This is a genomic window from Parabacteroides sp. CT06 (assembly GCF_002257605.1).
In the GTDB taxonomy this organism is placed as follows: Bacteria; Bacteroidota; Bacteroidia; order Bacteroidales; family Tannerellaceae; genus Parabacteroides; species Parabacteroides distasonis.
Genome location: NZ_CP022754.1, coordinates 1414767 through 1438545, shown reverse-complemented (window position 1 = coordinate 1438545; position 23779 = coordinate 1414767). Strand labels below are relative to the sequence as shown.

At 45.1% G+C, this 23779-nt stretch carries 17 protein-coding genes; 8 read left to right on the top strand and 9 right to left on the bottom strand.

The window, feature by feature from the left end; translation table 11 throughout:
* Positions 1-207 precede the first annotated feature (207 nt).
* Positions 208-444: a hypothetical protein gene (locus tag CI960_RS23135; protein WP_022191889.1), complete on the top strand. Its 237-nt coding sequence runs from the start codon at positions 208-210 to the stop codon at positions 442-444.
* 214 nt (positions 445-658) lie between these two features.
* Here CI960_RS23135 and CI960_RS06330 read toward each other — a convergent pair whose 3' ends face one another.
* On the bottom strand, positions 659-3118 hold the full coding sequence (locus CI960_RS06330) for a hypothetical protein (protein ID WP_005858089.1): 2460 nt from the start codon (positions 3116-3118) through the stop codon (positions 659-661).
* A gap of 225 nt (positions 3119-3343) precedes the next feature.
* Between CI960_RS06330 and CI960_RS06325 the strand changes: the two genes are divergently transcribed.
* The 6 genes from CI960_RS06325 (at position 3344) to rpiB (ending at position 10351) form a co-directional block, all read left to right on the top strand.
* A complete protein-coding gene (locus tag CI960_RS06325) occupies positions 3344-4420 on the top strand; it encodes an aldose epimerase family protein (protein ID WP_005858091.1) in 1077 nt (358 codons plus the stop codon).
* A 45-nt stretch (positions 4421-4465) separates the two neighbouring features.
* On the top strand, positions 4466-5740 hold the full coding sequence (locus tag CI960_RS06320) for an MFS transporter (protein ID WP_005858093.1): 1275 nt from the start codon (positions 4466-4468) through the stop codon (positions 5738-5740).
* Between the two features lie 107 nt (positions 5741-5847).
* Positions 5848-6993 (top strand): galactokinase, encoded by a 1146-nt coding sequence (galK, locus tag CI960_RS06315; protein ID WP_005858095.1) that lies wholly within the window; start codon positions 5848-5850, stop codon positions 6991-6993.
* A 20-nt stretch (positions 6994-7013) separates the two neighbouring features.
* Positions 7014-7706: an NUDIX domain-containing protein gene (locus tag CI960_RS06310; protein WP_094582292.1), complete on the top strand. Its 693-nt coding sequence runs from the start codon at positions 7014-7016 to the stop codon at positions 7704-7706.
* Between the two features lie 180 nt (positions 7707-7886).
* Complete coding sequence (locus CI960_RS06305; RefSeq protein WP_005858099.1) at positions 7887-9917, top strand: transketolase; 2031 nt, start codon at positions 7887-7889, stop codon at positions 9915-9917.
* 2 nt (positions 9918-9919) lie between these two features.
* Positions 9920-10351 (top strand): ribose 5-phosphate isomerase B, encoded by a 432-nt coding sequence (rpiB, locus tag CI960_RS06300; RefSeq protein ID WP_005858101.1) that lies wholly within the window; start codon positions 9920-9922, stop codon positions 10349-10351.
* A gap of 142 nt (positions 10352-10493) precedes the next feature.
* Here rpiB and CI960_RS06295 read toward each other — a convergent pair whose 3' ends face one another.
* From CI960_RS06295 to CI960_RS06285, 3 genes are all read right to left on the bottom strand, one after another.
* The gene (locus tag CI960_RS06295; RefSeq protein WP_036629611.1) at positions 10494-12071 is read right to left on the bottom strand and encodes a carboxylase; all 1578 of its coding nucleotides are present in this window, start codon (positions 12069-12071) and stop codon (positions 10494-10496) included.
* Positions 12072-12177: 106 nt separating this feature from the next.
* Entirely contained in the window at positions 12178-13098 is a 921-nt protein-coding gene (locus tag CI960_RS06290; protein WP_005858105.1) for an endonuclease/exonuclease/phosphatase family protein, read from the bottom strand.
* 11 nt (positions 13099-13109) lie between these two features.
* Positions 13110-14045 carry an alkaline phosphatase gene (locus tag CI960_RS06285; protein WP_005858107.1) on the bottom strand — a complete coding sequence of 312 codons (936 nt, stop codon included), beginning with the start codon at positions 14043-14045 and terminating at the stop codon, positions 13110-13112.
* A gap of 134 nt (positions 14046-14179) precedes the next feature.
* On the opposite strand from CI960_RS06285, the gene CI960_RS06280 reads away from it, so the two are divergent.
* Positions 14180-15271: a glycoside hydrolase family 76 protein gene (locus tag CI960_RS06280; protein ID WP_005858109.1), complete on the top strand. Its 1092-nt coding sequence runs from the start codon at positions 14180-14182 to the stop codon at positions 15269-15271.
* Here CI960_RS06280 and CI960_RS06275 read toward each other — a convergent pair.
* The 5 genes from CI960_RS06275 to CI960_RS06255 all read right to left on the bottom strand — a co-directional run bounded on the left by CI960_RS06275 (position 15260) and on the right by CI960_RS06255 (position 23622).
* Positions 15260-15451 carry a hypothetical protein gene (locus CI960_RS06275; protein WP_005858110.1) on the bottom strand — a complete coding sequence of 64 codons (192 nt, stop codon included), beginning with the start codon at positions 15449-15451 and terminating at the stop codon, positions 15260-15262. The genes CI960_RS06280 and CI960_RS06275 overlap by 12 nt on opposite strands.
* Positions 15452-15667: 216 nt before the next feature.
* Positions 15668-17242 (bottom strand): sulfatase, encoded by a 1575-nt coding sequence (locus CI960_RS06270; RefSeq protein ID WP_094582290.1) that lies wholly within the window; start codon positions 17240-17242, stop codon positions 15668-15670.
* Complete coding sequence (locus CI960_RS06265; protein WP_005858113.1) at positions 17239-18669, bottom strand: sulfatase; 1431 nt, start codon at positions 18667-18669, stop codon at positions 17239-17241. The genes CI960_RS06270 and CI960_RS06265 overlap by 4 nt, the downstream gene beginning before the upstream one ends.
* A gap of 84 nt (positions 18670-18753) precedes the next feature.
* Positions 18754-20259, bottom strand: a complete 1506-nt coding sequence (locus CI960_RS06260) for a RagB/SusD family nutrient uptake outer membrane protein (protein ID WP_005858115.1) — start codon at positions 20257-20259, stop codon at positions 18754-18756.
* An 18-nt stretch (positions 20260-20277) separates the two neighbouring features.
* Entirely contained in the window at positions 20278-23622 is a 3345-nt protein-coding gene (locus CI960_RS06255) for a TonB-dependent receptor (RefSeq protein WP_005858117.1), read from the bottom strand.
* Positions 23623-23779: the final 157 nt, after the last annotated feature.

Genomic DNA, 23779 nt, shown 5'->3' with positions numbered 1-23779 from the left:
AGCATACGACAAAGCACATAGCAAGAGTATCGTTCTTGCCAAAAGACGGATTTTAATCGAACATAACTTACCCTCCGTTCGTAAAACAACAAAGCTACCGACAGGGTAAACAAAGCGAGGAAAAAAGTCAATGAGGCAATAAGAAACAAAAGCTTCTCCCCAAAAGCGGGGAAAGACGTCAAAGGAGTTATGATTTCTTGAAAAGAGATGAAAGCAGCCGGCTCTTTATTCGCTATTGAAAATAAAGATGTAGAAGCACACACCCGTACCTCCTTTTGGGAGAAAGAATCGTTGGCGACCACAGTCAATGCGGCAAAAACGACCATGCACAAAAACATTGCCCTTAACCATTTCATAACAAGAACAAAATTGATCAAAGGCAAATGTATGGATTTTCACTCAATAAATCCAAACAATAAGCATGCAAATAACACGAATATGTAAATCATTGATTATCATCATCCTTAAAAACATGATTATATTTCTGAAAAAACACGTACATGTTTTCCACAAAAGTCGTACATGTTTTTCGGAAAACACGTACACGTTTTTACCGGATCATACGACAGAAGACAAGAACAAATATAGAAATAGACAATAACCCTCCTTATTATGATGAGAATTTCCCTCATCAGTATCGTGTAAGTTTGAGACTATATCAAAACCCAAGCCCCAACTCAAAGGCGAACCGGAAACTATCCGTCGAGCCGAACCAAGAATATTTAGTGGTGAACTTATTCAAGAAAGTAAGCCAAATCCCGCCACCATAGGAAGTATGCCAACTATGGGAACGCTCACCGGGAAACCAGACCCTACCATAATCAAAGCCCGCGAATAGACCATATTTTAAGGGAGTGAACGGATTCTTTAGTTTTCCCATGTCCAAGCGTAAATCCGAGTATTGGTAAAAGGATTGCTTTCCGATAAAACGGTTATCACGAAATCCCCTTAAATCAATCGTGGCGGCTTGATAGAACTCATAGTCATTATCGAATAATACCGTCCCCTTCATCAAGGAGGCCCAAGTAAAACGATCCGAGAACCGTACGTTCCATGAAAGGCTTCCCTGCGCATAGGGGAAATTACGCTCCGGCTTTTTCAAATTCATTTTCCATCCGGCCGTCCATTCGGTTTCCAATAGGGGAAGCCACGAATAAGGCTGTTTCGTTATCCGGTAAGTAGCCCCAAGACCCACGAAATAATTCGTACGGAAAATAGGATGATCTTCTCCATAAACCGTATAAATATATCGATCATCCGTACGTTTAGCCTTATACATATCCAAAGAGCCAAAGAATGTCACCACCTCTTCCTTCCTCAAATCCATCTCGAAGGATGGATTAAGCATATACGTCCGGAGCTTCACCCGGTTATAATTCTTTTTTTCCTCTTTATAGCCCGCCGTATTATTTCCAAATCCGAAGAAGTTCTCGAAGTTACGGGGTGAAGAGATGGAGGCATTCAGGTATAAACGTCTCCGGCCGTCATAATTAGGGAAGACACCTGCATACATAAACCCTTTCAAATAATTATACCCGATCCGATGCTGATAGGTAAATGGGGCTCGTTTAAAGCCATACATCGTATATGTAAAGAACGTACCCAAACTTATACCTTTATCCGAGTCATATATTCCCCACGGGGTAAAAGATATCTTATGGTATTTTATCTTCTGGTAATCATATTTATAATCCTTATCATAGACATGTATTTTCCGGTTATGATTCAATTGGTATTGGTTCTCCCCCTCTCCGGAGATCAAGTATATCGGAAAATCTTTCCGTGTATTTCCCTTCACTTCAAACGTATCGTTTCCCGCAAGCCCGTATAACCACAGTTCCTTGGTTTCCCTGCCGGAGAATTGTTGTTCCAACCTACAGTCTCCGGTCTCGGGATCATAAATCCGTAAAATAGTTCGGTCCGGCGCTTGCCGCTCGATCAAGAAATAATCGGATTGATTGGTTCCGGCAACCACTGGCGTACGTTGCAATAAGCGATAATATTGGCTGGCAACCGCTTCCAGTTCTAGCCTCCTTCGTTTCAACTTTCGTTTAATCAGTTCTATCTCATCATGTTTTACACCTTCCGGCAAATAAGTAAAAGCGCTATCGATCAAAGAGTCGGTCATCTGTTTCCGAATTTCTTGGGCTTGGCGTATCCAAACCGACTCATCACTGCGGCCTGCTACCGCCATATCCAGCGCAAAAGCTAGCTTATTGATTTTCTTTGTATCTTTTAAAATCAAGCTATCATAATTACAGATAAAATCCAACGATAACATCTTCAACATTTGCTTGAACAATACTCCGTCCACCTTCGTGAAAGCATGATTCCTATCGATCACGATCGGGGTATAAATTACGCTATCATTGACGGTATGTGATTGCCACTCCCAGTTTTCGTTCGTCTTATTCCAATCTCCGATCCACATATCGAAAATACGTTCCCGAATGTATAGATTTTGATCCGCCATATAGTTTTTACTCACTTGAAGGCTGTCTAGAAAGTCTTCCGTGGTATACAAATTAGACCTTAAATTAATATCCGGAACATTGATTAGATTGACCAGCCTATCTTGTATGTCGCTGCCGTCCGCAACCGTGTCTTTCCGCATGTGGGAAGGAATATAGTAAATACTGGAGGGAGAAAAACTCAATCCCGCGGACTTCGCTAAATAATCTGCGACCAAAAAGGTATAGGGATTGATAATCGTATAAGCATCTCCTAAGAACTCATCCAAATAGGTATTCTTAAAATCAGCCTTATTATATATTTCCCGGAAAAACTTCGACTCCAAGAAACTCGTAGAGCCACCCAAGGGCTTTAGCAAATACAATTGCTTACGCTTATTCTCCAACAATAATCCGTGAAACCCTTCCGCTTGCCCGACGATGTCCATCCCACCCCCCAACGTTTCTATCGTAGCCGAAGGAACCCTGATCGGGATCGTATAAAGGTGACGATAATGCCTCCCCCACATCCAATTATAGATCTTGCTTTTACCACTATCCGCTTGCGGATAAATGGACTTACGTACCCAATCTTGAGATTGGGAATAAAGCAAGCCGGGCATAAGCACAAAGAGTATGAGTATGATATATTTATAGGATGACCGCATGGACAATTTCTTTCTATCTCTGTTTTACTAATAACAGGGGTAAGACAAGAGTTGTTTTGTTTTTTTAGCCTAAGAGAAGAATCAAGGACTTAACGTATAAACAAGCAATAATTATATATTTTTGGCAGACAAATCTAAAATCATGCTATAAAACATTATTCAGAAAGGTTATAAATACAAAGAAGAAAGTTACTTTTACACGCAATTTCAATAATATTGATACGCATGAAGAACATAAATACACTGTCGGGCTTGTCTGTTGCTAACTTCAGCAAGCAAATTGACGGGAAAGAAACGGCGCTTTATACCCTGTGTAACAAGGTTGGAGCAGAGCTAGCGATCACGAATTATGGAGCGAAAATCGTCTCGCTGATGGTTCCGGATAAGAACGGAAAAATGACCGATGTCGTTACTGGCCATAATTCGATTGAAGAGTACTTAACATCAAAAGAACCTTATTTCGGTGCCATTTGCGGTCGTTATGGAAATCGTATCGCCGCTGGAAAATTCACGATCGACGGTGTTACTTATGACAAATTAGCCATAAATAATGGCCCCAATAGTTTGCATGGCGGAATCAAGGGATTCAATGCGGTCGTATGGGACGCCAAGCAAATAGACGAGCAAACCATTGAATTGAAATATACCTCCGCCGATGGCGAAGAAGGTTTCCCCGGAGAACTAAAGACAACCGTAACTTATCATCTGACAAATGAGAATGAGGTCGTTATCTCCTATCAAGCCTCTACGGACAAACCTACGGTCTTGAACCTAACCAATCATTCTTATTTTAACCTATCCGGTGCGGGAGATCCTTATATAGGAGACCATATCCTCACGATCAACGCCGACTATTACCTGCCTACAGACAATACGGCAATCCCGTACGGACCTAAAGAGAAAGTAGAAGGTACACCGATGGACTTCCGGACTCCTCATGAGGTAGGCGAACGAATCAATGACAATTTCGAACAGCTTATATTCGGTAAGGGATATGACCACACATACATATTAAATAAAGAAGACAACGAACTTTCTTACTGCGCTCGCTGCTCCTCCCCCAAGACCGGTATCGTAATGGAAACTTATACGACTCAACCGGGCGTGCAATTGTACACAGGTAACTGGATGACTGGGAATTTCGAAGGTAAGAACGGACAACGCTACCCGGAACGGGCCGCTTTATGTCTGGAAACCCAACATTTCCCCGATAGCCCCAACAAACCGGAATATCCGACAACGGAACTCCGCCCGGGCGAGGTTTTCCAAAGTACTACTATTTATAAATTCAGTGTAGAATAAGAGAATAATTTAAGTAATCTAATAATCTAAAACAACAAAAAAGAAATGGAATCAACAGCAAAAAAGAATTACACATTGCCTATTATCATGATGGTGGCTCTCTTCTTCATGATATCTTTCGTGACGGGCCTACAGAACCCATTCGGTATCATCGTTAAGAACCAGTTCGCTGCCAGCAACTTCATGTCGCAGCTGGGTAACGCAGCTAACTTTATCGCCTATGCCTTCATGGGTATTCCGGCCGGTATGCTATTGCAGAAGATCGGTTACAAGAAAACCGCTTTGTTAGCGATCATCGTAGGTTTCTGTGGTGTAGGCATTTCTTATCTTTCCGGTGTGGCTGGTAGCTACGCTGTTTATTTGACAGGTGCTTTCGTGTCCGGTTTCTCTATGTGTATGTTGAATACCGTAGTAAACCCGATGTTGAACACGCTAGGTGGTGGTGGAAACAAAGGTAACCAATTAATTCAGGTTGCCGGTTCCGTGAACTCTATCGGTGCTACGATCGTTCCGGTATTGGTTGGTTATTTGATCGGTGACGCTGCTAAGGCTCAGATCAGTGACGCTAACCCGGCATTGTTCTTGGCTATGGGTATCTTTGCCATCGTATTTATCGTATTGTTCTGCATGCAAATTCCAGAACCGCATATGGTTAAGGAAAATGAAGCCAAGACTCCGGACAAGCACAGCGCGCTTTCTTTCCGTCACTTCATTTTAGGTGCCATCGCAATCTTCTTGTATGTGGGTGTCGAAGTAGGTATTCCTAACTTCATGAACTTGTTCGCTACTTCTTCTGAGATCGGTATCGATCCTACAGTAGCCGGTTCTATCGTGGGTACATATTGGTTCTTGATGATGATCGGACGTCTGTTCGGTGCCTCTTTCGGAGCTAAGATCTCTAGTAAGGCGATGTTGTCATCAGCCGCCACGGTAGGTATGATCTTTATCTTGATCGCTATCTTTGCCCCTGCTACGACTAAAGTTAGTATGCCTGTATTCTTGTCAGATATCTCTTTCGGTATGGTTGAGGTTCCTGTCGGAATCATGTTCATGGCTCTTTGTGGTTTATGTACTTCCATCATGTGGGGTGGTATCTTCAACTTGGCAGTAGAAGGTTTAGGTAAATATACGGCAGCTGCTTCCGGTATCTTCATGGTAATGGTTTGCGGTGGAGGTATTCTTCCGTTGATCCAAGGAGCCGTAGCCGACGCTGGCGGTTTCATTACCAGCTTCTGGGTGGTATTCCTAGGATTGGCATATTTGCTATATTACGCTTTGATTGGTAGCAAGAACGTAAACAAAGATATTCCTGTTGAATAATAAGGACAGGACATAATATAATAAAGAAGAAATTATCCGGCAGAGTTTTCTGAATGGATAATTTCTTCTTGTTTATTCAATTATTTACCTTAATCAAATTAAGTATCATGCAACAAAAAATCAGAACTAAATTTAAAGAGTTATTTAATACCGAAGGTAGCTTATACACATCTCCGGGACGTATTAACTTGATCGGTGAACATACTGATTATAATGGAGGTTTCGTTTTTCCGGGTGCCGTAGATAAAGGAATGATCGCCGAGATCAAACCAAATGGGACGGGCAAAGTCCGGGCGTTCTCCATCGACTTAAATGATTACGCTGAATTCGGCTTGACCGAGGAGGACGCTCCTTCCGCAAGCTGGGCAAGATATATCTTTGGCGTATGCCGGGAGATTATTAAACGAGGTGGCAATATCCAAGGTTTCGATACCGTATTCGCTGGAGACGTACCTCTGGGCGCTGGAATGTCTTCTTCCGCCGCATTGGAAAGTACTTATGCTTTCGCATTGAATGACTTATTCTCATTGAACATCGATAAATTCGAGTTGGCTAAGATCGGTCAGGCTACAGAACATAATTATTGTGGCGTGAATTGCGGTATCATGGACCAATTCGCTTCCGTATTCGGCAAGGCCGGAAGTTTGATCCGCTTGGATTGCCGTTCTTTGGAATATAAATATTATCCGTTTAATCCGGTTGGTTACAAACTCGTGTTATTGGATTCGGTCGTTAAGCACGAGTTGGCGTCCTCAGCCTACAACAAACGCCGTAAATCCTGTGAGAACGTGGTAGCCGCCATTCGCCGCAACCATCCGGAAGTAGAGTTCTTACGTGACGCTACGATGGAGATGCTGAACGAGGTAAAAGCGGATGTCAGCGCAGAGGATTACATGCGTGCCGAATATGTTATCGAGGAAATCCAACGCGTACTCGACGTATGTGCCGCTCTGGAGAAAGGCGACTATGAGACTGTCGGCGAAAAGATGTACGGCACGCATCAGGGTATGAGCAAGCTTTATGAAGTTAGCTGCGAGGAACTGGATTTCTTGAACGATATCGCCAAGGAATGTGGTGTAACCGGTTCTCGTGTCATGGGTGGAGGATTCGGTGGTTGTACGATAAACTTGGTTAAGGATGAGTTGTACGACGATTTCGTGAAGAAAGCCTTCTCTGCTTATAAAGAGAAGTTTGGCCGTGAACCTAAATTATATAATGTAGTAATCAGCGACGGAGCACGCAAGCTCTGTTAATCTTTAAAATCCATAAAACGATGTCAGCAGCTTTTTATCAAGACGAAGTAAAATTCTATGTTGCCGTAGATTGTATCATTCTAGGGTTTAACAATAAGGAGTTGAATGTTTTATTATACAAACGTTCGTTCGAGCCGATGAAAGGACAATGGTCCCTTATGGGAGGCTTCGTGAAATCCGGGGAAAGCGTGAATGAAGCAGCATCACGGGTATTAACGGATTGCACGGGTATCGAGCATCTTTTTATGGAACAAATAGGGGCTTACGGAGATGTATCGCGTGACTTAGGGGAACGGGTTATCTCCGTAGCTTACTATTCCTTGGTGAATATGAATGATTTCAGCCCCGAGATCTTGGAAAGCCATAACGCTACTTGGACCAAGATATCCGAGCTTCCTGACTTGATTTTCGACCATAACCAAATGATAAACGATACGTTGTCCGTCCTTAAAAAGAAGGCGGCAAGCCGCCCTATCGGTTTCAATTTGCTTCCCGAGCAATTTACCTTGCCCCAACTACAGACATTGTATGGGGCCATTTACCAAACCCCTTTAGACAAACGGAACTTTCGCAAAAAGCTAAACGCCATGGATATTCTGGAGAAACTGGATATCAAAGACAAGAAAAGTTCCAAACGAGGAGCTTTCCTCTACAAATTCAACGAGAAAAAATACAACAAATGGGTTGAACAGGGTTTCGACTTCTCGCTCTAATCCGAATGATGTATATCCGCAAGAATAAGGCGCTCAGCGGGCTATCTTAAATATCTCTCAATTTATCAAAAATATAAGAAGATAGGAACCTTTACCGAAAAGGAATTGTTTGATTGATATAACGGCTCTTACAAAGAGTTTGATTATCTTTGCAGTCAAATAAATAATTCATCTGATAAAATGAACGATATTCAAGTAATGAACAAAGCAGCTGATAACATCCGTATACTGGCTGCGTCAATGGTGGAGAAAGCGAACTCCGGGCACCCGGGTGGCGCTATGGGTGGTGCAGACTTTGTTAACGTACTGTTCTCAGAGTTCTTAATATACGATCCCAAGAATCCCAAATGGGAAGGACGCGATCGTTTCTTCCTTGACCCGGGGCATATGTCTCCGATGCTTTATTCCGTACTGGCTTTAAGCGGCAAATTCACATTGGATGAACTTCAACAGTTCCGCCAATGGGGAAGCGTTACTCCGGGACATCCTGAGGTAGACGTTATGCGTGGTATCGAAAATACGTCCGGCCCGTTGGGACAAGGACATACTTATGCGGTAGGTGCGGCTATCGCGGCTAAATTCTTGAAAGCACGTCTGGGTGAGGAAGTAATGAACCAGACTATTTACGCATATATTTCCGATGGAGGTATCCAAGAGGAAATCTCCCAAGGTGCCGGACGTATCGCCGGAACTTTAGGACTGGACAACTTGATCATGTTCTACGACGCTAACAACGTACAGCTATCTACCAAGGTAGAAGACGTTGACGCAGAGAACGTAGCCATGAAATACGAGGCTTGGGGCTGGAAAGTCATTCAAATAAACGGTAACGACGTAAACGAGATCCGCAAGGCTTTAAAAGAGGCTAAGGCAGAGATCTCCAAACCGACTTTGATCATCGGTAACACCGTTATGGGGAAAGGTGCTGTCGGCGCTGATAACAGTTGTTACGAGAATAAGGTATCTACTCACGGACAACCTTTATCTGCGGCAGGAGCTTCTATAGCGGATACGATTAAGAACCTAGGAGGTGATCCGGAACATCCGTTCGCAATCCTTCCTGAGGTAGCCGAATTATATGCCAAACGCACGAAAGAATTGGAAGTAATCGTCGCCGAACGTTACGCCGTGAAAGACGTATGGGCGAAAGCTCACCCGGACTTAGCGGCTAAGATGGAGCAATGGTTCTCCGGAAAGGCTCCTCAAATCGACTGGGCCGCAATCGAGCAGAAAGCGAACCAAGCGACCCGTGCCGCTTCCGCTACCGTATTAGGAGTGCTTGCTACCCATGTAGAAAACATGATCGTCGCTTCCGCCGACCTTTCCAATTCCGATAAGACAGACGGCTTCTTGAAAAAGACCCATGCTTTCGTGAAAGGCGACTTTAGCGGAGCTTTCTTCCAAGCGGGTGTAGCCGAGCTTTCTATGGCTTGTATCTGTATCGGTATGTCTTTACATGGTGGCGTGATCGCCGCTTGCGGTACATTCTTCGTATTCTCCGATTACATGAAGCCTGCGTTACGTATGGCCGCGTTGATGGAGCAGCCCGTTAAGTTCATCTGGACACACGACGCTTTCCGTGTTGGAGAAGACGGACCTACGCACGAGCCGGTAGAGCAAGAAGCTCAAATTCGTTTATTAGAGAAATTGAAGAATCATAAGGGACACAACTCCATGTTGGTACTTCGTCCGGCAGACGTTGTGGAGACAACAGTCGCATGGAAACTAGCGATGGAGAACGTTTACACTCCTACCGCGTTGATTCTTTCCCGTCAGAATATCACAGATCTTCCCGCTAAGGAAAACCGCTATCAAGAGGCTTTGCAGGCGGAAAAGGGTGCCTATATCGTCAATGAAGACGCTAACGCGGATGTAATTCTTTTGGCTTCCGGTTCCGAGGTATCGACTTTGGTCGAGGGCGCCGCCTTACTTCGTGCTGAAGGCATAAAGGTTCGTATCGTTTCCGTTCCTTCCGAAGGTCTATTCCGTTCACAAAGCAAAGAGTACCAAGAATCCATTCTTCCCGCAGGAAGCAGGATTTTCGGCTTAACCGCTGGTCTTCCGGTTAATCTGGAAGGTTTGGTAGGTCCTAACGGCAAGGTATGGGGACTTGAGTCCTTCGGTTTCTCCGCCCCTTACAAAGTATTGGACGAGAAATTAGGTTTCACGGCTAAGAACGTTTATAACCAAGTAAAAGAATTATTAGCATAAAGATGGGTATAGTAGGTTTGTGTAGCGATCACGCTGGTTTTGAGTTAAAAGAATATATAAAGACAATCCTCGATAAAAGGGGATTGTCTTATAAAGATTTTGGAACTTATTCTTCTGACAGTTGCGATTATCCGGATTTCGCCCATCTGATGGGCAAGGCCGTAGAAGCTGGCGAGGTTTATCCGGGAATAGCTGTCTGCGGTACAGGGAATGGCATTAGTATGACCTTGAACAAACATCGGGGTGTCCGTGCCGCCTTATGCTGGCGAGAGGATATCGCGAAACTGGCACGTGAGCATAACGACGCGAACGTGTTATCAATGCCCGGTCGTTTTATCAGCAAGGAAGAGGCTAAGAAAATCGTTGAGATATTCTTGGATACACCTTTTGAGGGTGGTCGCCACCAACGTCGTATAGACAAGATCCCTTTGTAGAGTCCGCGTAAAAGTCACTTTATAAAATAAAGAAGGCTCTCCCATGGTTCGCTTACCATTCGGAGAGCCTTTTCGTATCACCGTTTAAACGGCAACGTACATGTAATAGATGACGGATGCCAAATTTGAGGACTTTCTACTATTAAACAGTCGATCTCGCTTTTTGTTCTTTCCATTTAGTTAAAAATGTACGGGCTACCGTCGGGAACAACTCCAGCAACAGTATTTCTTTCTCATTCTCAGCTAATAGCACATCCAAATCCTCCAATACAGGATTCTCTTGCATCACGTAATGGGAACCGTCGTAAGGCACCTCATTTTGTACGCCGGCGATTTTCAACCGAAACGCCGGATCTACCGGAATCGGCGTCTTGCCATACTCTCCTTTTACCAAGGCGATAAACTGGTTGGAAGGATTACTATACATCGGGCGACCTTTCAGCTCATCCAGCGCACAGGAAACCGCTTGCGCCCCGATAATCTGGCTCGTAGGCGTCACCAACGGAGGTAAGCCGGCATCCATCCGTACTTGCGGAATGAGCGACATCGCCTTCTCCAACAAGTCGATCTGCCCCAATTGCTTCAACTGGGCAACCATATTCGTATACATACCTCCCGGGATCTGCGCTTTTTTCACCAACTCGTTCGGCTCGGGGAAATCAAAATACTCCTCGATCGCACGGCAATAAAGCAGCAAATCGTCCTCCTTATCTTTCCGGGCGGCCTCGATGGCATCGTTGAAGAAGCGGTCGATCTCGGCGGGGAAACTATCCTCTACGGGATTAAAGGGCCTCGGGAATTTCTTCGCGGTATCGAACGCGGAAAGCTCCTTGCGGATCGTCAATAACTCCTTGTTGATCTTAGCGATCGCGTCCATATCAAGATCCAGCTCGATACCTAATTTCTTGCAGAAGATATAGACCAGCTCCACGGCGGGAGCGGCCGGTCCTCCGGCGAAGTTCCAGATATTCGTATCAACGATGTCCACCCCATTGATAATGGCGGATACGACCGACGCCAATCCATAACCGGGCGTACAATGCGTATGGAAATCCACCGGTACCTTCAGGCTCTTCTTGAACAATCGCACCAATTCCGCCGTACGAGCCGGAGGTATCAAACCACTCATATCCTTCAGGGTGATCATATCAGCGCCCAGCGACTCCAGTTGAAGGGCCTTGTTTAAGAAATACTCATTCGTAAAAACAGGCTTATGCAAGGGCCGTCCATGCAAGGCGGCTTTTATACGTTCTACCGGGGAATGGTGAGGATCTATCGTATAACAGATGGCACAGTCAGCCTTTCCCCCGAATTTCTTCACATAACGGATCGTGGATTTCACGTTATCCACGTCGTTCAAAGCATCGAAAATACGCATGATATCGATACCAGAACGAATCGAGTTCCGGCAAAAGCCTTCTATAATCTCGTCGGGATAAGGATTATAACCGAATAAATTACGCCCACGGGAAAGAGCGGATAACTTGGAGGAATTTCCTATTTTCTCTTTGATGATCTCTAAACGATCCCACGGATTCTCACCTAAATAACGCATCACGGAATCGGGAACCGCCCCACCCCATACTTCCATGGCATAAAAGCCTGCGTCTTTGTAGTAAGGAAGTACACGGTCTATTTGCGCTTGAGACATTCTTGTAGCGAATGCCGATTGCTGACCATCGCGAAGAGTCAAATCACGAATCAATAATTTACGTATCATACCAAATTTGTTTAGATCGTTTTAGTCAATATTCTGATTATATAACAAGATCTAAACAAATTTGATAAAGATTACGGGGTTAATAATAACCAATTTTTCTAAAACCTCAGTCTTTTACTTCCACAACGATCATTACGGGAAAGTGGTCGGAAGGGGTACGGGCCTCATATTTACTCAATGACACCTCTTTCGGGAAATTACCGTTTTGCTCCTTCCGGGCGCTTTCTTTCGCCTCGGAGCGATAAGTATCCGTTAAGATTCCATACTTCTTCACCTCAAATTCTTTCGTAAGAAAAAGGTGGTCGATACGGCTATCGGTCTTGCGGTCCGGATGGAAACCGTTGAAGGTACCATTCGGGGCATAGCGGAAATCAGCGATCTCATAAGAGTCACGCATGATACCGGAACCATCTAACAACTGATAGGACTCACTTGTTTGGTCCACGTTGAAATCGCCGGTAAGGATAGCGGGAAGTTTCTTGGGGAACTCCTTGATCTTCTCCAAGATCAGCTTGGCGCTCTCGGCACGTGCCTGTACGCCTACATGGTCCATGTGAAGGTTGAAGAACAAGAAAGTGAAACCGGTTTGCTTATCCCGGAACTCACCCCACGTACAGATACGGGGAAGGACGGCATCCCAGCCCTTATTCGGACGGTCGGTGATCTCGGATAGCCAGAAATCGCCATGCTCCAAAACCTCGAACTTGTCCGTGCGGTAAAAGATAGCCGAATGCTCTCCCGCCCGCTTACCATCGTCACGTCCCACACCGATATAATCATATCCGGGCATGGCTTGCCTCAAGTCCTGCAATTGCGGATATTTGCCCTCTTGGGTACCAAAGATATCGAACCCGTGAAATTGTACGATCTGGGCGATGTAGGGATAGCGTTGTCCCCAACCGTTACCGTTCGTGGAATCGCCGCCGTTGGCGTTACGCAAATTATAGGTGGCAACCACCATTGTCTCCGCCTGTAAGGTTAATACGGCGCAAAAAAGAAAAATAAAAGAATAAATAACTTTCTTCATGATCTATGTTTTTAATTATCCTCGAAAGCTGATAATATCGGACGGGCGATCCACACCTGCGGCTGCGGTACGTCCAATAGGTAAGCCATCGTACCGGCGATATCATATACCATCGTGCTCTCCGGGATCTTGAAGCCTTTCTTTACGTTCTTTCCATAGAAAACGATCGGGGTTTGCATCTCGTTCATCGTCTTGCCACCGTGACCGGTCTCGATACCGCCGTGGTCGGCCGTCAGTATAACCACCGTATCATCCATGATACCCGCCTCACGAACGGCGTCCATCACTTGCGTCAAGCAACTGTCCAAATGATTCACCATGGCGAAATACTCCGGGGAACTCCATCCCTTGCCATGTCCGGTACCATCCGGCTGATCGTATATAATCGCACAAAGGTTCGGCTTCTTCTCCTTGATATACTGAACGGCTACCGGGGTACATCCGTTCGGGTTCTCAGCCGACATCGGGGCATGCTTACGGAAGCTCATGGCCAAGGTATCCACCAGATAATTCATGCCTTCCCACTCATAGATATAGCCAATCTCAGCCTCGGGAGCCTTATCCCGGTACATGCCGAAGATATTCGGGAAACGGTTGTCGCTATTCACGACACGGGAAGGAAGCTCCGGCGTACGAGATCCCCACTCCGTATATCCGTGCAACTCCGGTCCTGCTCCCATAAACATGGAAGCCCAATTACAAGCACTCGACGAAGGCAGGATCGAACGATTCTCTAACGTGGAAGCACCTTCCGCCATCATCTTACGGAAAGTAGGCATATCCGCCCCATTATTCAAGCAATGGGCGCTCAAGCCGTCGAAACCAATCAAGATTACATGCTTTGGCAGATTCTTCTCTTTCAAAGGCACTTGCTGAGGTGCCGTATTACAGGCGCTCAGGCAGTATGCGATTACCGCACAACAAATAAATAAGATTTGCTTTTTCATCTTACCGTGTTTTTCTTTTATGATTAATATTGAAGTATCTTAGATTCCGTCAGACAAAGGTACAAAGTTTAAATAAAGTTCAAAAAGATCATTTATCTTTGTAGCTTAATCTAATCTTATTTTAATAAATACGTATGTACAAACATTTCCTGACAAGCGTATTGCTTGTATTTTTCATGCTATCCTGTAGCAAACTTTCCCCTTTTGAAGGAAAGATGCGAGAATGCGTACAAACCTCCCTAAGCTGGAGAAACGACACGACCGGTATCTGGGAAACAGCAGGCTGGTGGAACTCGGCGAACGTATTAACCGCCACCATTCGCTACGGTGCCGTAACCAAAGATCCGGCCATCCCTTCTGTCATAGAGGATGTATTCGAGAAAGCCCGTCATTACCAAGTAGGCGTAGACTCAACCGGTACTCCCCGTTATTGCGACAACTTCATCAACGATTATTACGATGACGAGGGTTGGTGGGCATTGGCATGGATCGAGGCCTCCAAACTGACCGGAGAGAAAAAGTACCTAGATATGGCCGAGATCATATTCGATGATATGACAACCGGCTGGAGCGACGCTTGCGGAGGTGGCATCTTCTGGAAAAAGAACCCGCTGCATTACAAGAACTCCATAGCGAACAACCTGTTCTCCCTGACAGCTATCCGATTATATAAAGCGACCCAAAATCCGGCGTACCTCGACTGGTTCAAGAAGAACGTAGATTGGTATATGCGAACCGGCATGATCAATACGGACATCTACCAAATCGAGGACGGCACGAAAGACGATTGTACCCCCAACCGCAACGCCCACTACACCTATAACCAAGGCGTAGCCATCGCTGTCTTAGCCGAGATGTATCTCCAAACCAACGATAAATCTTATTTGGAACTAGCGGAAAAGATCGCCGACGCTACCATCACCACACAATTGGTAACTGACGAGGGTATTCTCCGTGAAATGAAGCCCGAGATCGATGATAGCAACGACGGTGTCCAATTTAAGGGTATCTTCATCCGTCATTTAGCCTTCCTGTATGAAGTGACAAAGAATCCGGCTTACAAGGATTTCATCTTGAAAAACGCAGAATCCATCATCACAAAAGATTATGACCCCACATCCAAAAGCTTCGGTTGTTATTGGTACGGCCCTTTCCACAAGGAAAACTCGGCAGCAAACGCTTGCGCTTTGGAATGCGTGATAGAGGCTTATGATTTAACGAAATAGGTATCCGGAAAGACGCAGCTTGTCGTTATTCACACAGCCAGCGGGCGATATTCCGCTCTGGCTCCCCCGGAGCTGGAACGGATGTAACATACGGCTCTGGCTCATTGACAAAAAAACGGGACGGCGGACATCTCCGCCGTCCCGCCCAAAAGAGACAGCCTTATCTCTGTTTGTATTCATGTCAAGGCTGGTTTTTTACTGATAACGGGGCCATATAAACCCTGTTTTTCATATCGTGCACAAACATAAGACTTCTTTTTCACAAAAGAACAAATTCCTTCTTCTTTCTAGAAATACATGCTTTATAACATACCGCACTCCCTCTCGGTTGCTAGCGTGGACTTCTATTACAAAGGATAGGCGACGCAGCACGCTACGTCTCCCTCCGTTTTCTTTTTACCAATAATAGGTATCCATAATCTCCTTCATTTTAGGGGTATTCGTGTCCTCATCCTTAACATCTTTCCGCAGCTTCAGCATCTCCTCCTTCATTTGCCGGATGATCTTGGCGTATTGGGGATCGTTATAAGCGTTGTGATTCTCACGAGGATCGGATTGAAGGTCGTAAAACTCCCATGCTGGTGTCGTGGTCTTATCCTCCGAACCAGTCATATTCAGACGGTCGCCATAGAAAAACATCAGTTTATACCGCTCATTACGGATACCCATATGGGCCGGACGGTTCGAATGTTGGGTCCAATAACGATAATACATCTCCTTACGCCAATCCTTTGGGGTATTTCCTTTCAGATTATCGCGAAAACTATGGCCCTGCGATTCATTCGGGGTCTTCACGCCTGCGTAATCCGCCAGCAAAGAGGCAAAATCCACGTTCAAGATCATATCCTTATTGCGGGTCCCCGCCGGGATCTCTTTCGGGTAACGGATCACGAAAGGCATACGTAGAGACTCCTCATACATCATACGCTTATCGAAGAAACCATGCTCTCCTAAGAAATAACCTTGGTCGGATACGTACACCACGATCGTATTATCGGCGATTCCCATATCGTCCAGCGCTTTCAATAACTTCCCGATATTATCGTCGATCGTAGCCCCGCAACGCAGATAGTCGCGCACCAATTTCTGGTAAGCGGCGCTACGGGCGGCAGATCGATGCATCCCCTTCGTCGTAAAAGGCAACTCCGGATACCGGCACCACCATTTATCAGGGTCTTGCGACGCCACGTCCCAACGACGGGCCAACTCCTCCAAAGGCTGTCCGGAGAAAGTACGTCCATTCGTCTCCGGCCTCCAATCAAATAAGTTCTCCGGTTCCGGGAAAACAACGCCGTCATACAAATGCCTCATCCGTTCTGGAAAATCCCAAGGTTCGTGTGTAGCCTTGAAATGACAACACATCATGAAAGGCCGGTCCTTATCGGCCTCTTTCATCCAACGGATCGCCTTATCTGTCACGATATCCGTGGAGAAACCTCGTACCCGCTCCCCGAAATTACGCTCACCCGGCCAAGGGTCCGTACAATTTATAAAAGTAGGGTCTCGGTACTCGCCTTGGTCATGGAACACGGAATAGAAGTCGAAACCTTGCGGTTGCGTTTTCAGATGCCATTTACCGACCAAAGCGGTCTGATAGCCTCCCGCCCGCATTTGCTTGGCGATATTATCCTGCTCCGGATCAAAAGAATCACTTAACGTGTAGACACCGTTCACGTGACTATAGGCTCCGGTCAAGATCGCCGCGCGACTCGGAGAAGAGATCGAGTTCGTACAAAAACAATTATCCAATACGCAACCCTCCGCAGCCAAGCGACGGATATTCTCGTTGCGGGCATATTCCCCCAACACGCCCCCGTAAATACCCCACGATTGGGAAGTATGATCATCCGATAGGATAAACAAGATATTGGGACGTTCCTCTTGCGCCGGTTTATTGGCGGCAAAGAGAGACTGCCCGTTTCCCGAAAGACAACAGGCAGTCATTCCGATACTAATGATCGATTGTTTCATAAGTCATGACGTTTTTTCCCTTGTACTAAACCCGGTTCCCTACGTTCCGTACCCTTCATACGAGTCAAGTCATCCCCTAACTCATGGCGTTTCTGGTCCGCGATCTTCATCAATTTAGCGGCTTCCTCCGGATATTGGGTAATCACGTTATAACGCTCTCCCGGATCACGGCGCAGGTCGTACATCTCCGGCTTCATGATCTCCAGATTCGTCAACTTACCCGGCTGGCCGTCGTTTCCCGGCTCATAAGCCCCATAAGTAACATATTTATGGGGGAATACCAATTTGAACATTCCATCCGTAACAGCCTCCAAGTCATTCTTTCGATAGTAATAGACGAAAGACTCACGTGGGTTGGCGTCTTTTTTACCCTCGATCAACGGCAAGATACTTACTCCGTCAATCTTGCGAGGAGGAAGCGGAGCCTGCGTGATCTCGGCGAACGTAGGAAGAAGGTCGATATTAGAAGCTAACTTATTACAAGTCGTGCCCGGTAACGTCTTACCTTTCCAGTACATGATACAAGGAACCCGGTTACCACCATCAAAGGTCGTAGCCTTTGCCTCACGTAACCCACCGGCTGAACCGGCATGATTCCCGTAATTGGTCCAAGGGCCATTATCGGAAGTCAAGATCACCAACGTATTATCTTCCAAGCCCAGCTCACGCAATGCCTTGAATATCTCACCTACACTCCAGTCGATCTCCATCATCACGTCGCCATATAAACCCTGCTCGCTCTTTCCCTTGAATTTATCGGAAACGGCCAACGGTACATGGGGCATATTATGGGCCAGATACAAGAAGAAAGGCTTATTCTTATTCTTCTTGATGAAATTAACAGAACGGGTGGTATAATCCGTAGTCAACCGTGTTTGGTCCGTATTATAACCGATAATCTCATTTCCGTCATAAGTCGGCAAATCCGGGAAATTAAAGACCTCACCTTGTTGCGGATGGAAAGGCCACATATCGTTAGAATACGGCAACCCATAATATTCATCGAAGCCATTTTGCAAGGGGAGGAACTCCTTTTGGCTACCTAAATGCCATTTACCGAAGATAGCGGTACTATATCCTTTCTGTTTCAATACCTCTGCGATCGTCATCTCCTCTGGATGGACACCGTAGTTCGAATCTGGCCCCGGAGCGCCGGAAAAACCGATACGATTCGGATAGCAGCCGGTCAACAAGCCGGCACGAGAGGCTCCACTGATCGGCTGTCCTACCAAAAAGTGCGTAAAACGAATGCCTTCCGCCGCCATCTTATCGATATTCGGAGTGGTATATCCGTAAGCTCCATTAAAAGAAAAATCTCCGTAACCCACATCATCCAAATTGATTAGGACGATATTCGTGTAATCAGCGGCTATGCCTGCCATTGAAAAAGCTGAGGCGGCCGTCAGTAACATTAGTTTATTCTTCATGATATTATTTATTGAAATATTGGCTTTGAAGTGCCATCCTGTGTTTGGCACTTCAAAGATAACAGTTTTTAATTTACCCAAGAATTAATCCCAGTTCGGATTTTGCTCCAAATTAGGGTTCAAGACTGTTTGGTTATAAGGGATCGGCCATAAATAATCTCGTTTCGGATTAAAAGAACGTTTCACGACTTCTATTCCCTCATAATTATGCATCATACCATTATTTTCTTTCTCGGCGGTTTTCCAGCGCAAGATATCCGAATAGTAGAGTCCTTCAAAGGTCAACTCGATACGGCGTTCACGGCGGATTACCTCACGCATCTGATCTTTCGTCAAACCTTTTGGTACTTCCGGCATATTGATATCCGGACGCCTACGCAATTGGTTGATGGCATCATAAACTGACTGATCAGGACCACTCGCCTCATTCTGCGCCTCGGCATACGTCAACAGAACTTCCGCATAACGAATCAAAATGAAATTGAAAGCCGAACGTTCTACTAAAGGAATCGTTACATCATCCTCATAAGAAGTGTATTTCTTCACACCGAAACCCGTAGTCGCCACATCTTCTTTTGTGATCGTCTTTCCTAAATACGGATAACCGATGCAAACGATCGATTTCAATAAACGGGGATCTCTGTTCTCATACGGACGAGTCGGATCATAAAGTGGTGACTCTTCTATCGTCTTCCCGTCAACACAGAGATATGTATCAACCAGTTCCTTCAAGGGAGCCGGACGATTCAAGCGCCAGATATTCTGATCATAATCCGTTGGATACTCTGGCAATTTCGCTTCTATATCAAAGATTACCTCACAATTATATTTATTATCTTCGCTAAAGAAATGACGATAATCATTGAATAATTGATAAACGCCAGACTCCATTACCTGCTTAGCAGCTTGGGCCGCCTCCGCCCAACGAGAATTATATAATAAAGTACGGGCTTTTAACGCTAACGCAGCACCTTTTGTCGCACGTCCCAAGTCTGAGCTAGCATAGGTGTCCGGTAGCACGGCAGCGGCCTCCTCCAAATCCTTGACAATCTGATTCACTACCTCTTCCTTGGAATTGCGAGGTAATTCGGCTTGCTCATCCGCATTGGGAGCATCTATAATCAGTGGCACACCTCCGAATTTATCGACCAGACTTAAATAATAGAAAGCTCGTAAGAACTTGGCTTCACCCACCATCTTCGCCTTCTCCGACTCGTCCATATCGACACCTCCGACATTAGCGATGAAAGTATTCGTACGGCCAATGCCAACGTAACAGTTCTTCCATAAGCTTCCGATTAAAGCCGTAGTAGACAAATGTTCACCTTTTCCAATTGCTTGCGTACCATTCGCCTCGTTATAAGGCATCGCATTCGCTGTCAACATATCGAATTCCATCGTATGCAATGAACGCCAAGGTTTCAATGCGTTGTAACATCCCATTATACCGGCGCTCGCATGCTCTTTTGTCTTCCAGAATGTTTCCGTGGAATATTGATCGGAAGGATCTACATCCAACCAGCTATCACAAGCGGTTAAACTCATACAAGCGACAGCGACACATATCATCTTATATATTTTACGTCTCATATTATTATTCCTTATTATTTAAAATGTGACATTAACACCTGCCGTATAAGTCCGTACAGACGGATAGGCATACCAGTTGCTTCCCTTCAAGTTCTTCTCCGGATCAAAATCCTTCATCGGAGAGAACGTGAATAAGTTTTGCGCATTGACAAAGACCTTCAATCTCTTAACAACACCGCTTTTCAAGAAAGAGACCGGTACGTTATAAGAAAGTTGCAAGTTCTTCAAACGTAAATAAGAGGCGTTTCTCAACCAGAAATCATTTGTACGGAAATTCTCATTCAAGCATCCTTCATATGTAGTCAAGATAGGCAATGTAGCGCTGGTTCCCCGCTCGGGAGTCCAAGCATCCGTCAACCATTGTTCCGGCAAACCACAACCAAACCATAAAGGAGTAGCACCAATGCGGTCTCCATATGTATAGACATCAGTTACACCTTGGAAGAAAGCGCTCAGATCCCAATCCTTATATCCTAAGTTGATATTGAATCCATAAGTTATCTTAGGAATCACACCACCACGTATCTGGCGGTCATCTTCGGTAATTTTCCCATCTCCATTCGTATCCTCAAACTTCAGATATCCCGGTTTAGTAGCCGCGGTTTGATACGGACTATTCTTGATTTCCTCCTCAGATTGGAAAATACCGATAGCATGAAGCATATAATAAGAATCGATAGGCTTTCCTTCTTCCAAGATAAACATTCCATCAATGATTGTTTGCCCCTTCAAGCTAACGATCTTATTTTTGATAAAGGTCATATTTCCATTTACCTCGTAACGGAAGTCCCCGATATTGTTCCGATATCCCATATTCAACTCGAAACCTTTATTGCTCACCTCGCCGATATTACGGATCGGCCCATCCAGACCACCTACTTGATCCGGCAAAGTAACCTTACGCAAGATGTCGGAAGTACGTTTATCAAAGAACTCGAAAGAGAAATCCAAGTTTCCGTTTAATAAGCTAGCGTCAATACCGACATTCGTCATGGTCGTTGTCTCCCATGTAATGTTCGGATCGTTATAAGCGGTAATAGCCGCTCCGGATTGCATCGCTCCATTCAACGGGTAGTTATAATCCGTGATTGAACCATCATTTTTTATCACCTTCAAGTTCATTAGGTCCACGTAGCGGAACAAATCGATACGCTCGTTACCCAATTGTCCCCAAGAAGCTCTCAATTTCAGATTGTAGATCCAAGGAATATCTTTCATAAATTCTTCCTCGCTCAAACGCCATCCGGCAGAGAATGAAGGGAAAATACCCCAACGATTTCCTTTGGCAAAACGGGACGAACCATCATAACGAAAGTTACCCTCAAATAAATAACGGTCTTTATAACCATAATTCACCCTACCAAAATAAGACATCAAGACTGATCTCGAGGAAGTGCCCGCTACACTCGGATTACTAGAACCCGCATTTAATTCGTGCAACTCGTTCCCTAAGAAACCTTCTACCTTAGCGGAAAATTCAGTCTTATCATCACTCTCAAAACTATAGCCAGCCAAGACTTTTACGTCATGGGCATCATTGAACTTCTTGCCCCAAGATAAGGTATTGAATACCGTAACTGCCAAGTTATTCTTATCACCTTTATAAGCATGGCGTGTATTCTGACCGTCATAAACCACTCGTTTCTCCTCATTGGTCTTCAACTGATATTCGTATACATCAGGCGCAAAACGAGATTGCAGATAATCATATTTGTTTAAACCGACATTCAAGTTATAAACGATATCAAACGGAAGCTTATATTCCGCAGACAAATTCGCCAACATACGCAAGGACTTATGCTTGTTCTCGCCCTCATCGGCCAACGCCAACGGATGGCGATAGATATTATGCCCAGGAGTACGGATAAAAGTATCCGCATAGCGACCATCGGCCGTATAAGTCGGGTGGAAAGCCTGCGCTTTATAAGTCATCTCCACTAAGTTTGCCACACCCGCTACCGGCTCATTATAGATCTGATAATGCGCATTGATATTAGCGCCGATCTTCAAACGGCTATTTACCTGAGCAGTCGTATTCACGGCTAAAGTATATTTATTGGAGTCCGTACCACGCAATACTCCATTTTGATCGCCATAACCTAAAGATACGGAATACGTATATTTATCATCACCTCCGGAGAAACGCATGTTATGCTCCATGATAAAGGCATTATTATACATGATATCCAACCAATTATTCTGCGGATACATAATCGGGTCTGTCAACATACCTTGTTTGTACTCCTCGATTAACGCATCAGAATAATCCACCGTTAGTTTACCTTCGTTCCGTTGCGCTTGGTTTCTCATTTCCATAAATACGACCGGGTCATATACGAAATCCGGCAGATAGGTAGCCTGCTGCACGCCAAAATAATTATTATAATCGACGGTAAACTTACCTTTCTTTCCCCCCTTTGTCTTTACCAAGACAACGCCATTCGCCGCACGAGAACCGTAGATAGCGGAAGAAGCCGCATCTTTCAATACGGAAATACTCTCAATATCATTCGGATTTACCGCTTCCAACGGGAACTCGATACCATCCACCAAAATCAACGGGTTATTATCGTTCAAGGTTCCCTGACCACGAATACGAATCGTCGCCCCGTCCGCTCCCGGCTGAGCACCCGCTTGATTTACGTAAACACCTTGCGTACCTTGCAACGCTTGGGTCGAGTTGGTGATCGGGCGATTCTCCAACGTCTCCGCATCCAAAGAGGAGATCGCTCCCGTTAAATTCACTTTCTTCTGCGTTCCGTAACCTACGACCACAACCTCATCCAACTTCTGGGTATCCTCGGACAGGCTAACCATTACTTTCGAAGAATTACCGACCTCGACCGTACGATCCGTATAACCGATATAAGAAACTACCAAGATCGCATTGTCCGGTACTTCCAGACTGAAGTTTCCATCGATATCCGTAATCGTTCCGTTCGTAGTGCCTTTAACGACAACATTCGCCCCGATAATGGGTTCTCCCAACGCATCTTTTACTTGTCCGGTAATCTTTCGTGGCGAAGACTGGAATAAGGCATTCGGATGTGAGACACTTGAAACACTCTTTGACTTAATTATAATCTGCCGGTCTACAATCTCATATTGGTATCCCGTATTTTTCAAGGCTTGCTCTAAGACCTCCTCTAACGAGGCATTATTTGCTTTTACACTCGTTTTCCTATTTACATTTACTTGATTATCATTCAAGAAGAACGTGTACTCACTATTTTTCTCTATTTCTTTTAGCACTTCCGATATACTGCAATCCTGTTTATTCATGGAAAGCTTATAATTCTGTCCATAGGTAGAAGCGGATACAGTACATGCGAAAGCCAAGGATAACAACGTACTTATCTTCATGACTCGGTTTACTTTTCTGATTTTTTTTGTAACTTTGTAATGTTTCTGATGAATAAATTAGCAGGTGTGTCGGCCTCTCAACTCCTAACGCCTGCCGTCAAGAACATTTGATCAGGAGGAGAAACCTAGTTTGTCCTCCTGTTTTTTTATTAGACTT

What these genes read in the sequence shown, in the direction of transcription:
- CI960_RS23135 (WP_022191889.1), top strand. Translation starts at nt 208, where the DNA reads ATGAAAGCAGCCGGCTCTTTATTCGCTATTGAAAATAAAGATGTAGAA.
- CI960_RS06330 (WP_005858089.1), bottom strand. Translation starts at nt 3,118, where the DNA reads ATGCGGTCATCCTATAAATATATCATACTCATACTCTTTGTGCTTATG.
- CI960_RS06325 (WP_005858091.1), top strand. Translation starts at nt 3,344, where the DNA reads ATGAAGAACATAAATACACTGTCGGGCTTGTCTGTTGCTAACTTCAGC.
- CI960_RS06320 (WP_005858093.1), top strand. Translation starts at nt 4,466, where the DNA reads ATGGAATCAACAGCAAAAAAGAATTACACATTGCCTATTATCATGATG.
- galK (WP_005858095.1), top strand. Translation starts at nt 5,848, where the DNA reads ATGCAACAAAAAATCAGAACTAAATTTAAAGAGTTATTTAATACCGAA.
- CI960_RS06310 (WP_094582292.1), top strand. Translation starts at nt 7,014, where the DNA reads ATGTCAGCAGCTTTTTATCAAGACGAAGTAAAATTCTATGTTGCCGTA.
- CI960_RS06305 (WP_005858099.1), top strand. Translation starts at nt 7,887, where the DNA reads ATGAACGATATTCAAGTAATGAACAAAGCAGCTGATAACATCCGTATA.
- rpiB (WP_005858101.1), top strand. Translation starts at nt 9,920, where the DNA reads ATGGGTATAGTAGGTTTGTGTAGCGATCACGCTGGTTTTGAGTTAAAA.
- CI960_RS06295 (WP_036629611.1), bottom strand. Translation starts at nt 12,071, where the DNA reads ATGATACGTAAATTATTGATTCGTGATTTGACTCTTCGCGATGGTCAG.
- CI960_RS06290 (WP_005858105.1), bottom strand. Translation starts at nt 13,098, where the DNA reads ATGAAGAAAGTTATTTATTCTTTTATTTTTCTTTTTTGCGCCGTATTA.
- CI960_RS06285 (WP_005858107.1), bottom strand. Translation starts at nt 14,045, where the DNA reads ATGAAAAAGCAAATCTTATTTATTTGTTGTGCGGTAATCGCATACTGC.
- CI960_RS06280 (WP_005858109.1), top strand. Translation starts at nt 14,180, where the DNA reads ATGTACAAACATTTCCTGACAAGCGTATTGCTTGTATTTTTCATGCTA.
- CI960_RS06275 (WP_005858110.1), bottom strand. Translation starts at nt 15,451, where the DNA reads ATGAATACAAACAGAGATAAGGCTGTCTCTTTTGGGCGGGACGGCGGA.
- CI960_RS06270 (WP_094582290.1), bottom strand. Translation starts at nt 17,242, where the DNA reads ATGAAACAATCGATCATTAGTATCGGAATGACTGCCTGTTGTCTTTCG.
- CI960_RS06265 (WP_005858113.1), bottom strand. Translation starts at nt 18,669, where the DNA reads ATGAAGAATAAACTAATGTTACTGACGGCCGCCTCAGCTTTTTCAATG.
- CI960_RS06260 (WP_005858115.1), bottom strand. Translation starts at nt 20,259, where the DNA reads ATGAGACGTAAAATATATAAGATGATATGTGTCGCTGTCGCTTGTATG.
- CI960_RS06255 (WP_005858117.1), bottom strand. Translation starts at nt 23,622, where the DNA reads ATGAAGATAAGTACGTTGTTATCCTTGGCTTTCGCATGTACTGTATCC.